Source organism: Ectothiorhodospira shaposhnikovii (assembly GCF_016584105.1).
Lineage (GTDB): Bacteria > Pseudomonadota > Gammaproteobacteria > Ectothiorhodospirales > Ectothiorhodospiraceae > Ectothiorhodospira > Ectothiorhodospira shaposhnikovii.
This window is the reverse complement of record NZ_NRSM01000050.1, coordinates 1-11,477: the sequence shown is the minus strand read 5'-3', so window position 1 is coordinate 11,477 and position 11,477 is coordinate 1. Positions and strand designations below refer to the sequence as shown.

The window sequence follows — 11,477 nt, the reverse complement described above, 5'->3', positions numbered from 1 at the left end:
AGTACATCGAGATGGAGTACAACAGCGACCGGCTCCACTCGTCCCTGGGGTACATCACCCCTCAGCAACATTTTTTAGCGGTTGCTGCTTAATCCGTGTCCGCTGCGACTTGACCAGAACACTACCCACAACAGAAACATCGCGTGCACCTCCCACTCGGCGCGCGCGGAGAAACCCACCGGCAGCAGCCGATTGGCCCAGAAGTAGGCGGCTATGGCCACGGGCAGACCGATCACGATACCGATGTTGAGCCTTTCCACCAGGCGCAGGCCAATATGCGACCCACCCCGGGCCTTCTCGGCCCGCTGCCGGCGCTTGACCGTCCACAGCATCAGTCCGGTGGCGATCATCGCGGCACCCAGCAGGCCGGAAAACACATAGAGCGCCCGCAGCAACGGCCCTGCAAACAGCCCCTCGTGCAGCCCCAGCATCACGTCTCTAAACGCCTTGCTGCCGGACTGCCGCGCCGGATACTCGGCCAGCAACTCACCGCTCACCCCGTCGAACTCCAACATATTGGCAGCGCGGAGCGGTCCTGCCGCATGGCTGCCCCTCACAAGGATGCGGGCATTCGCATCGTTGGGGTGACGAATCTCGAACGAACCCACCGGCGCGTCTCCCCAGCGCCCGGAAACCTGATCCAGCACTGCGTCGAGCGAGGCCAACGGCGCCGGGACACCCATGGCTTCAACCATCGGCGGCACACCAAAAGCCTCACCGATAAATGTCTGCCGATTGTCCGCACCACTCCCGTATCCCAGGACAACGATCAACGGCATGTAGATGAGCGCCATGAAAATCAGCCCGGAATAAGTGATCATCAATTGGAAGGGCAGGCTGATCACGCTCACCACATTGTGCATATCCAGCCACGATCGCTGGCCCTTGCCGGGGCGGAAGGTGAAGAAATCCTTAAAGATCTTCTTGTGCACGATGATGCCAGTGACCAGCGCCACCAACATGAACATCGTGGCCACACCGATGATCCAGTCGCTGGCTACCCTTGGCAGGTAATGCAGCCTCCAGTGCATCTGGTACAAAAGTTGCCCCCCGCCCGTTGCCCTGGCTTCCACCGGCTGACCGGTGGCGGGGTCCAGAAAGGCGTTGCCATTCGCCGCGATGCCTTCCCCCTGTGCGCCCTGCCAAAACACACGGGGGTAGGGATCATTGCGATCAACCGGCAACCTGATGAACCAACGGCTCGCACCCGGCGCATGTATGTCGAGCCAGTTTCTGCCGTGTTCAACGACGGTTTGCGGCGATACCGAATAGTCAGCAACCGGTGCTTCGGGCTGCATCCAGCGATCGATCTCGGTGTCCAGGTAACCGGCCGTTCCAGTGATGAACATGAAGTACAGAACCCAGCCCAGCAACAGGCCCATCCAGGTATGGACCTCGGCCATTCTCTGGCGAAAGCCTGCTTTCATAACCCACCTCCCGATCCCTGCGTGATCAGTAGCAGACCCGCCATGGCACTCACCAACAGTACCCCAGCCCAGGCGTGGGAGGCACGGCGCGCGGCAAAGGCCCACAGGATGGCCGCGACGAAAACCGCGAAACTCGCCAGCATCGCTATCATCACCCTTTCCGCCTGGCTGACAGGAAGCAGGCTGGCGAGCGCGAGCGGCAGCAGATTGGCCAACGCATAGCCGCCAACGAACGCGGCAGCTATACGCGAGAACATTCCGAGTCTGGAATGCAAACGACGAGACATCACAATTCGGGCAAAATGATGCGTGTGCTGTGAATGTAGGCCTCGCCATGCTTCCGGGGGCCATCGAAATCGGCCGTTTCGAAGGCGACGTTCAAATCCTCCGGCGTGTCGGCGATTTGCGCCATCTGTGCCAGCGCGTAGGTCAGTTGATGGATAGTGGCGAGGTCTTCAGCGGTCAATTCAGTCTTTTCGAGAATGCCGTCCAGCCGGGCGTTGTATTCGATGAAATTGGCCATGGCCTGTTCCAGCGTATCCGCTGGCTTTCCTTCGAAATGGTTGATACGGTCCGCCAGGGCCGGCGTGGCCACGCCGACAAGCGCGGCAAAAACGATGCCGCCCAGGTATTTTTTCATTGATGCGTTCTCCATGGTGGTTGATGATCAGAATTGCCCACACAGGGTCAGCATGAAATTGCGCGGGTTGCCATGGTAGTTTTGGCGCCCCCCTGCGACACGGGAGAAGTATTTCTTCTCAATTCTGAAGTTGGCCGACCAGGTTTTGTCGAAGCGGTAGCTCGCGCTGGCGGAGGCAATAGTGTAGGCGTCCTGTTTCCAGCGCAATCGCCGACTTCAGCGTGGATTCCGCTACTGTATTCGAGCCAGGCCTGCTCGATTTCGAGGACGCGCCACAGGTTGATGCACACGTCCTGGGCTACGGTGCGCAGATAGGTGTACGCCTCACCGAAAGTGTCGAAACCACGCGGCGCGGACTTGAGAATCAGGCACAGGAAAACATCGCGCACCTGATCGGTAGCATTGCACATGCGACGCAGTGGCCACCCCCCCAACAAGGCGTGATAGCCGTCATAGAGGTGGTCAGTGGTGGACGCTGCGTACTTCGATGTGCTCACGATGGTGCCCGTGTCTTCCCCTCTCCATGAGGTAAATCCATCTTAGAAAGAAAATGGAAATAAGAATGATTCTTAGATTTGTATCGGCTTATCAGCATAGATAGCCCGTGGTGTTTTGGCAACACCTTTGTCAAAACGCTTTTTTCAACGCACAACAGCGGAAGCTCTCGACATCCAAATTCCTTGTAGTCTCCTTGCCTTTGGCGCGCAGACGCAGCAGGTAGCCGAGCCTTGCCTGGACCTCGAACAGGTCTTCACTGACCATGGCGGGATAGAATGTGGTGCGCAAACGCCCCACGGCTGAATTCCAGGGTCGCGCTTCGATCGGCGCAGGATCGTGGGACAACTACAGCGGCGAGTTCGACCTGTCCGGCCCATTGAACACCGCCGGCGATGCCGGATTGACTCCCCCGCTCAAATCACAAACAATGCGAACAATTCTCAAAAACACCGCAAGCCACGCCTGATGAAGACGCACGGGCCAGCCAGCCGCATCGTTTCCCGGAGGCCTGCGTGCGCAACCTCACCGCCGAACATTCCCTTGCCCGGCTCTACACCGAACACCATCGCTGGTTGCAGGGCTGGTTGCAGCGCAAGCTGGGGCATGCCGGCGACGCGGCCGACCTGGCGCAGGACACATTCCTACGCCTGCTCTGCGCCCCCGAGGGCTCACCGGAAAAACAATCCGCCTGGCAGTTGCGCGAGCCTCGTGCCTACCTCACAGTGGTCGCCAGGCGCTTGATGGTCAACCTGCATCGCCGCCGCAGCCTGGAAGCCGCGTATCTCGAAGCGCTGGCCCAGGTACCCCAGGCCTTCGTCCCCTCGACCGAACAGCGCGTACTCGTCCTCGAAACCCTCAACGAGCTCGACGCCCTGCTCGACACGCTGCCGGCCAGCGTGCGCAGCGCCTTCCTGCTGGCGCAGATCGAAGGCCTTGGCTATACCGAGATCGCCGCCCGGCTCAAGGTCAGCGAACGCACCGTCAAACGCTACATGGTGCAGGCCATGGCGCACTGCATCGCGCTTGCCCCATGAACACCCGATGACCCCCACTCTATCCGAACAACAGATCGCGCTGGCCGCCGCCGAGTGGTATTTTCGTCTGCGGGAAGCCGGCGCCGACCCGGCGGAACATGCCGCCTGCGCCGCCTGGCGGGCGGCCGATCCACGCCACGAAGTGGCCTGGGCCAAGGCCGAACGGATTTCCGGCAGCTTCGCCGGCCTGCCCGGCGAGCTGGCGCTTCCCGTCCTCGACCGCAACCGCAACCGCAACGACCTGGATGCGCAACGCCGACGGGCCGTCAAGACACTGGCCACGTTGCTGATCGTGGCCCCGGCCGGGTGGCTGGCGTGGCAAAGCACACCTGCACGCCAGGTGCTCGCCAAGCATCGCACCGCCACCGGCGAGCGGCGCCCCATCGTGCTGACCGACGGCACCCGGGTGCATCTCAACACTGCCACCGCGTTGGACGTCGACTACGGCAGTGAGCAACGCCTGCTGCGCCTGCGCCGGGGTGAGATCCTCATCGATACGGCACCCGATTCCCGTCTCGCCGATGGCCTGCCGGCCCGCCCCCTGCTGGTGGAGACCGTGCAGGGCAGCGTGCGTGCGCTGGGCACCCGCTTCATCGTGCGCCAGCACGACAACCATACCCGGGTCAACGTCTATACGGGCGCGGTGGAAATCCGCCCGGCCGCCGCGCCCGATCGCAGCCTGCGGCTGAACGCCGGCGAGCAGGCCCGCTTCACCGCCATCGACCCCGGCCAGCCGGCCGAAGCCGACCCGCACACCACGGACTGGACCCACGGCCAGCTCATCGTGCGCGACATGCGCCTGGCCGATTTCGCCAAGGAGCTCGGCCGCCATCGCCCTGGCGTGCTGCGCTGCGATCCGTCCGTGGCCGATCTGCGCATCTCCGGCGCCTTTCAGTTGCACGACACCGATGCCATCCTCGCCAGCCTGCCGGAAGCGCTGCCGGTGAAGGTAGTCCATCGCTCACGCTACTGGGTAACGTTGACGACGCCGAATCCCTGAGCTGGCAAAAAAATATCGCCACCCTGTCCCCTTTTGCCGACCTCGCTTGTGAATGAACTGAAACCCTTCATTCACATCCAGGAAGTTGGCATGAACCAAACCCCTCCCCGGCACCACCGCCCGCGACCCACCCCGCTCGCCAGCGCCATGCGCGGCACCCTGATCGCCCTGCTGACGGTGAGCGCAGGCCAGGCGGTACTCGTCGAATGTGCCCGGGCGGCAGAACCCAGCGCCACCGCCAGCGAACACCAGCGCTACGACATCGCCGCCGGCCCACTGGACGAAACCCTGGCTAACTTCGCCGCCCGCGCCGGCATCAACATCACCATGCCGCCCGAGTTCGTCGCCGGCAAGCGCAGCCCCGGCCTGCAGGGCGAATTCACCGTCGCCCAGGCTCTCAACCGGCTGCTCGCCGGCACCGGGCTGGATGCCATGGGCAGCGGCAAGAGTTTCGTCCTGAGACCGTCGCCACGAGTCAACGACGAGGCGGCAGTAATACAGCTGGCGCCGGTGCAGGTGACGGCTTCCGGCCTGAACGACGGTACCACCGAAGGCACCGGCAGCTACACCGCGACCGGGCCGAGCGGCACCGCCACCGGCCTGGCCCTGAGTTTGCGCGAGACACCGCAGTCGATCACGGTAATGACCCGCCAGCGCATGGACGACTTCAAGCTGGAGACCCTGACCGACGTGCTCGAACAAGCCCCTGGCGTCACCGTAACCCGGCAGAGCGACTCGAACACCTTCAACGTGCGCGGCTCGTCCGTCAACCTGCAGACCGACGGCGCCCGCCGGATCAGCACCGGCTGGGGCTGGAACACGCACATCGTACATACCCTCGACGACCTCGCCGACATTGACCGTATCGAAGTCCTCAAAGGCTCCTCCGGGTTGATCAACGGTGACGGGGCCTACGGCGCCACCGTCAACCTGATCCGCAAGCGTCCGACCCGCGACTTCCAGGCCAGCACCACCATCGGCATCGGCAGTTGGGACACCTACCGTGTCGACGCCGACCTCACCGGCCCGCTCAACGCCGACGCCAGCCTGCGCGGCCGGCTGGTCGCCGCGCACAAGGAGAGCAAGACCTTCAACGGCAAGGACAGCGACGCCTCGACCGTGTATGGCACGCTGGAGTACGACCTCAGCCCTGACTCCTTGGTCAGCGCCGGCCTCACCTGGCGCCAGCGCGAACTGCGCGGCGCTAGCGGCACCACGCCGATCCAAGGCTTCGACGGCAACGGCAACGCGGTGCCGCGGATGGCGCGCGACTTCAACATCGGTGCAGACTGGGCCGGTTACAAACAGGATTCGCTGAACGCCTTCGCCCGCCTCGAACACCACTTCGCCAACGGGTGGACGGGCAAGCTACAGCTGACCCACGACAGTATCGAGACGCCCGAGATGCGCATCGGCTCGCTGCGCTATGCGCTGCCGGCGGTGACCGCCCAGTACGGCCTGTACAAGGACATCGAGTCGCGCGACCAAAGCGTGATCCTCGACCTGCAAGGCCCATTCTCGCTGTTCGGCCGCGAACACAAGCTGCTGTTCGGCGCCGGCGCCTCGCGCAGCCGGACAACGATGCTGCGCGGCGACCAGGGCCTGCAGGTGCTGTCAGGCGTCGACTACGCCCAGGGTGGCAGCGCGGTTCCCGAACCGTCCAACCCACCGACTTACTCGGATGATTATTTCAGCAGCCAACGGGGCTACGTCTACGCCGCCAGCCAACTGTCGCTGGCCGACCCGGTCAAGCTGATCCTCGGCGCCCGGGTGTCCGACTATGAGCAGAAGGACGCCACCGACATCAGCTGGTACAACACCCGACTGAGCGAAAAAGGAGTGGTCACGCCCTACGCCGGGCTGGTGGTGGACGTCACCCCTGATGTCTCCGTCTATGCCAGCTACGCCAGCATCTTCAACGCCCAGAGTGCCAGGGATGCCGCCGAGCGCACACTGCCGCCGGAAGAAGGACTGACCTACGAAATCGGCGCCAAGGGCGAATTCTTCGACAGGGGCCTGAACGCCAGCATCAGCCATTTCTGGATGCGTACCGACAACACCGCCGAGGAAGTCGGCATCAACGCTCAGGGCGACAGCATCTACCGGGCGGTCTCCGGGGTGATCCGGCGCGGCTACGAGCTCGAACTCTCCGGCGAACTGGCCCACGGCTGGCAAGCCCAAGGCAGCTACGTCCAGAACAGCAGCGATCTCGACAGTGCCAGTTCGACGCCAAAGCACCAGTTCAAGCTGGGCACCACCTACCGACTGAGCGGTGGGGACTGGCACGGGCTGTCCGTGGGCGCCGCCACTCGCTGGCAAAGCAAGATCGCAGTCCAGCGCGACAACGCCAGACTGAGCCAGGACGCCTACTGGCTACTCGACCTGATGGCGCGCCATGAGATCAACAACAGACTGAGCATCAGCGCCAACATCAACAACGCGCTCGATAAAAAGTACTTCGCCGGGGTGACCAACTTCAACGCACAGGGGCTCTTCTACACGTGGGGTGCACCCCGCAACTTCAACATCAGTTTGCGCTACGGCTTCTGACGCTGCGCGTCCGTGCGTAGCAATCCCGACGGACTTGAAACCCTCCTGCTGGCTCCGTCCGACGTAGGAGGAAAAGTACGCGTCACGACTTTCGCCTCCCCCCCAACCAGCGCCGGCCGGTCACCCCGCCGGCGTCATTCATTTCCGCTTCGGTCAGCCCGATAACCCGCCACGACCAATACTCAAGTTTGACGCCAAGCTTCGCCCCGAGTCACAATAAGAACCGTTCTCAACGGCAAGCCACGCCTTCCAGCAGCCAGCCGGCGAATCATCTCTTCCCCGGAGGCCTTCCTTGCGCGCCGTCATGTCCCCCCAACCCGCTGCCGATCTATACCGCCAACACCACGGTTGGCTGTTGGGCTGGTTGCGGCGCAAGGTCGGCTGCAGCCACCAAGCTGCCGATCTGACCCAGGACACCTTCGTGCGCGTGCTCGGCGCACGGGATCTCGACAAGCTCGACGAACCCCGCGCCTTCCTGATGACGCTCGCCCGGCGGGTGCTGGTCAGCTACTGGCGGCGGCGCAGCCTGGAACTCGCCTGGCTTGAAGCCCTGGCGCAGTTGCCGGAGAACCACGCACCGTCGGCCGAGGATTACGCAATGGTGCGAGAAGCCATCGAAACCCTCGACACGCTGCTCGACGGCCTGCCCCTGCGCGTGCGCAAGGTCTTTCTGATGAACCGGCTCGAAGAGATGCCCCACAGAGCAATCGCCAAGGCCCTTGGCATCTCCGTCGCCACCGTCGAGCGCGATATGAAGCGGGCCGTCACCCACTGCTACCTGGCCAGCCTTGAGGCTATGCCGCAGGATATGGCCGACAGTCTGTCGGCACGGCGCCCGTGAGCACTGCCACCCGCAAGCTCGACCCCGCCGCCGAGCGCGCCATCGACTGGCTGGTACGGCTCGATTCGGGCGACGCATCGGCCGCAGACCATGCCGCCTTCGCCCAATGGCTGAACGCCGATCCACGCCACCAGCACGCCTGGCGCACGATCTCCGGCCTGCTCGATCAACCTGTCGCCGCCCTTCAGAATGCCGAAGCCGTGCTGCCCGGCCAGCGCCGCGCCGCCCGCCATGCGCTCACCGCACCGACTCGCCGCAAGGCCCTGCGCAGCAGCGCCGCCGCACTGCTACTGGTCGGCTTGGGCAGCTACTTGCTGAACCGCCAGCAGCCGCTCACCGGGCTGATCGCCGACCTGCGCACCTCCACCGGCGAGCGCCGCCAGGTGCAACTGGCCGACGGCAGCACGCTGACCCTCAATGCGCGTAGCGCGGTCGACGTCGATTTCAGCGCGCAAGCGCGACGGTTACACCTGCGCCGGGGCGAGATCCTCATCCACACCGCCGTCGACCACACGCGCCCGCTGATCGTTCACACCGTTCACGGCCTCGCCCGCGCCCTCGGCACCCGCTTCACCGTGCGGCTGCAGGACGGGCACAGCGAACTCACCGTGCTCGAACACAGCGTACAGCTCACCACCGCCAACGGCAGCGAGCAAACCTTTTCCGCCGGCAGCGCCGCCCGCTACACCGCCAGCCACATTCAGCCCCTGCCCGGCCTCGCCGCGCCGCTGGCGGCCTGGTCCGACGGCCTGCTCGACGTACGCGACCGCCCACTGGCCGAAATCATCGCCGCGCTGCGCCCCTACAAGCGCGGCTACCTGCGCGTCTCACCACAAGCCGCCGCGCTGCGCGTCTATGGCGTCTTCCCCCTCGACGACCCCGACGCCACCCTGTTGTCGCTGGCCGAAACCCAGCCCATCGCCATCCGGCGATACGGCCCGCTGCTGACCTTGGTCGAGCATCAAAACGAAATTCAATAATTCTTCGAATCCATGAGGGGGTTTGCCTGCCTCGTTCGACATGACTGATGAATCCGTTTGTTCATCGCATGTTCAACACCCGACGAGGAAGCCCATGCCCTACCAACACCACCCCGGCGTTTTCCGCATCCGCCCACTGCGCTACGCCATCGCCGTATCGCTCACCCTCGCCAGCCTGACCGCCTTTGCCCAGGGTAACGCACCAACCCCCATCACGGCCGAAGCCGCAGCCAGAAGCTGGAACCTCCCCGCCGCCCCGCTGGCCGACACCCTGGCACGCATCGCCCGCGACAGCGGCCAGCGCCTGTCCGCCGATCCAGCGCTGGTCGCCGGCAAGACCAGTGCGCCGGTGCGCGGCAACTTCAGCACCGCGGATGCCGCACGACAGGTGCTGATCGGCACGGGGCTGGAGTTGGTCGTGACCGAGAGCGGGACGCTGAGCGTGCGCCCGGTCCCGCCGCTGGAAAACAACGCGAGAGCGATGCTGGCCCCCGTGACGGTACGAGCCGATGCCGCAAGGGAAAGCGCCTGGGGCCCCGTTCAGGGCTATGTCGCCAGGCGCAGCGCCACCGGAACCAAGACCGACACGCCGCTGATTGAGACACCGCAGTCCGTCTCCGTGGTGACACGGGAACAAATGGAAATCCAGGGAGTGGACACGCTCGACCAGGCGTTCCGCTACTCGGCTGGTGTCGTTTCTCAGAGCGGCAATGGGGGCAATAGCGGGACTGCCGGAACATCGCTCCTGATGCGAGGATTCAGCTCTGGCGGCTTCAGCTCTGGGGGCGGAAGTCTTTATCTGGATGGACGGAAGTTCCCGATCAACTCCATCACCGGGGTACAGGAGCCCTTCCTCTATGAACGCGTCGAGTTGCTCAAGGGGCCGGCTTCCATTCTTTACGGTCAGGCGAGCCCGGGCGGTATCGTTAATCTGGTGAGCAAACGGCCTACCAGCGAGCCGCTGAGGCAGGTCGGTCTGCAGGTGGGGAGCTGGAACCGCCAACGCGCCACGATAGATCTCGGTGGTCCGGTGACTGAGGACGGTCGCTTGGGCTACCGCATCACAGGACTGATGCAGGATAGCGACACCATGATCGCAGAGATTCCCGACGACCGACAAACGTTGTCGACGGCTGTGGACTGGCGTGCAACCGACCGAACCACGCTGACATTGCTGGCGACACTCCATGAAAGCGAGGCCGCCTACAACTACGGCAAGCCCTTTGACGGTACCGTGCTACCCAATCCGAATGGCAGGGTCGCCCCCGATCTGTTTGTGGGCGAAAGGGGTTTCGACGGCATGGAGGTCTCGCGGAACACGCTCGGTTACGAGCTCGAACATCAGTTCAACGATACATGGACTGTCAGGCACAATCTGCTCTGGTATGACACTGAAACAGACTGGGCCTACCACTGGATCAGCAATCGCACCGATGATGCCACCCGGCGGCTGGTAAACCGCGGCGCTCAACGTCGGATCGACGAGGAAGCCGGCGTAACAGTCGACAACCAAGTGCAGACGCGCTGGCATCACGGCCGCCTCCAACACACCAGTCTGGTCGGCATGGACTATCGCAATTCGAAATTCGACCAGCGGGTATGGGTCGGTACCAACCAGCCACTGGATGTATTCAATCCGGAATACGGTAACCGGCCTGTCATGAACGACGGTATCGCACGTGCCACCAGAATCGATTATGGCCATCTCGGCATCTACGCTCAAAACCAGACCAAGTTCGATGACCGCTGGATCGTCTTGCTGGGAGGTCGGTGGGATGATGTTGACCTGAGGAACCGCCAAACTGATGCGAACGGCAACCACAACCGCCTGAGAGCCAAGGCCACCGAGCTAACCTGGCGCGCCGGTGTGGTCTACCTGTTCGACAATGATCTGGCGCCTTACGCCAGCTACAGTGAGTCCTTTGAACCGTCCACCGGCGTGGATGCCTCCGGTAGCGGCTTTGACCCGACCACCGGTCGGCAATACGAGGTGGGGTTCAAGTACGAGCCTGTTGGCACCAATGCTACGCTCACCGTTGCGGTCTATGAACTTACGCAGCAAAACGTACTGACTGCGGACCCGGACAACCCCGGCTTTTCGGTGCAGACAGGTGAGGTTCGATCACGCGGTTTTGAGGTGGAGGGCCGCGCACACCTGCGCAACAATCTGGACCTGATCGCCGCCTACACCTACACGGATAACGAGGTGACCAGAAGCAATGATCCGAACCGGGGCAATACCACCGCCGCGGTACCGCGGAATGCCGTCTCGTTGTGGGCAGACTATCATGTACTCAGCGGTCCGGCGGACGGCCTGAGCATGGGCGGTGGCATTCGCTACGTGGGACGGACCTTCAATAACGACAACTCCTTTAAGGTGCCTTCCTGTTCTGGTCAAGTCGCAGCGGACACGGATTAAGCAGCAACCGCTAAAAAATGTTGCTGAGGGGTGATGTACCCCAGGGACGAGTGGAGCCGGTCGCTGTTGTACTCCATCTCGATGTACT

At 63.4% G+C, this 11,477-nt stretch carries 11 protein-coding genes; 6 read left to right on the top strand and 5 right to left on the bottom strand.

The window, feature by feature from the left end; all coding sequences use genetic code 11:
• Window positions 1-74: 74 nt before the first annotated feature.
• From CKO35_RS16825 to CKO35_RS16805, 5 genes are all read right to left on the bottom strand, one after another.
• The gene (locus CKO35_RS16825) at window positions 75-1,427 is read right to left on the bottom strand and encodes a PepSY-associated TM helix domain-containing protein (protein WP_200177274.1); all 1,353 of its coding nucleotides are present in this window, start codon (window positions 1,425-1,427) and stop codon (window positions 75-77) included.
• On the bottom strand, window positions 1,424-1,714 hold the full coding sequence (locus CKO35_RS16820) for a DUF3649 domain-containing protein (protein WP_200177273.1): 291 nt from the start codon (window positions 1,712-1,714) through the stop codon (window positions 1,424-1,426). The genes CKO35_RS16825 and CKO35_RS16820 overlap by 4 nt, the downstream gene beginning before the upstream one ends.
• Window positions 1,714-2,067: a DUF6746 family protein gene (locus CKO35_RS16815; RefSeq protein ID WP_200177272.1), complete on the bottom strand. Its 354-nt coding sequence runs from the start codon at window positions 2,065-2,067 to the stop codon at window positions 1,714-1,716. Before CKO35_RS16815 ends, CKO35_RS16820 begins: the two co-directional genes overlap by 1 nt.
• A 27-nt stretch (window positions 2,068-2,094) precedes the next feature.
• A complete protein-coding gene (locus tag CKO35_RS16810) occupies window positions 2,095-2,274 on the bottom strand; it encodes a hypothetical protein (protein WP_200177271.1) in 180 nt (59 codons plus the stop codon).
• Between the two features lie 420 nt (window positions 2,275-2,694).
• Window positions 2,695-2,862 carry a hypothetical protein gene (locus CKO35_RS16805; protein WP_200177270.1) on the bottom strand — a complete coding sequence of 56 codons (168 nt, stop codon included), beginning with the start codon at window positions 2,860-2,862 and terminating at the stop codon, window positions 2,695-2,697.
• Window positions 2,863-3,077: 215 nt separating this feature from the next.
• Here CKO35_RS16805 and CKO35_RS16800 point away from each other — a divergent pair, with 215 nt between their 5' ends.
• From CKO35_RS16800 to CKO35_RS16775, 6 genes are all read left to right on the top strand, one after another.
• Entirely contained in the window at window positions 3,078-3,599 is a 522-nt protein-coding gene (locus CKO35_RS16800) for a sigma-70 family RNA polymerase sigma factor (protein ID WP_200177269.1), read from the top strand.
• Window positions 3,600-3,606: 7 nt separating this feature from the next.
• Window positions 3,607-4,599 (top strand): FecR domain-containing protein, encoded by a 993-nt coding sequence (locus CKO35_RS16795; RefSeq protein ID WP_200177268.1) that lies wholly within the window; start codon window positions 3,607-3,609, stop codon window positions 4,597-4,599.
• A 90-nt stretch (window positions 4,600-4,689) separates the two neighbouring features.
• Window positions 4,690-7,149, top strand: a complete 2,460-nt coding sequence (locus CKO35_RS16790) for a TonB-dependent siderophore receptor (RefSeq protein ID WP_200177267.1) — start codon at window positions 4,690-4,692, stop codon at window positions 7,147-7,149.
• Between the two features lie 292 nt (window positions 7,150-7,441).
• Window positions 7,442-7,990, top strand: coding sequence for a sigma-70 family RNA polymerase sigma factor (locus CKO35_RS16785; RefSeq protein ID WP_200177266.1), 549 nt, complete (start codon window positions 7,442-7,444; stop codon window positions 7,988-7,990).
• Complete coding sequence (locus CKO35_RS16780) at window positions 7,987-8,970, top strand: FecR domain-containing protein (RefSeq protein WP_200177265.1); 984 nt, start codon at window positions 7,987-7,989, stop codon at window positions 8,968-8,970. Before CKO35_RS16785 ends, CKO35_RS16780 begins: the two co-directional genes overlap by 4 nt.
• Window positions 8,971-9,064: 94 nt before the next feature.
• Window positions 9,065-11,389 (top strand): TonB-dependent siderophore receptor, encoded by a 2,325-nt coding sequence (locus CKO35_RS16775; protein ID WP_200177264.1) that lies wholly within the window; start codon window positions 9,065-9,067, stop codon window positions 11,387-11,389.
• The last annotated feature ends 88 nt before the right edge of the window (window positions 11,390-11,477 follow it).

Bases quoted from the DNA above. Each gene is read 5' to 3' on its own strand.
- CKO35_RS16825 (WP_200177274.1), bottom strand. From the start codon at position 1,427: ATGAAAGCAGGCTTTCGCCAGAGAATGGCCGAGGTCCATACCTGGATG.
- CKO35_RS16820 (WP_200177273.1), bottom strand. From the start codon at position 1,714: ATGTCTCGTCGTTTGCATTCCAGACTCGGAATGTTCTCGCGTATAGCT.
- CKO35_RS16815 (WP_200177272.1), bottom strand. From the start codon at position 2,067: ATGAAAAAATACCTGGGCGGCATCGTTTTTGCCGCGCTTGTCGGCGTG.
- CKO35_RS16795 (WP_200177268.1), top strand. From the start codon at position 3,607: ATGACCCCCACTCTATCCGAACAACAGATCGCGCTGGCCGCCGCCGAG.
- CKO35_RS16790 (WP_200177267.1), top strand. From the start codon at position 4,690: ATGAACCAAACCCCTCCCCGGCACCACCGCCCGCGACCCACCCCGCTC.
- CKO35_RS16775 (WP_200177264.1), top strand. From the start codon at position 9,065: ATGCCCTACCAACACCACCCCGGCGTTTTCCGCATCCGCCCACTGCGC.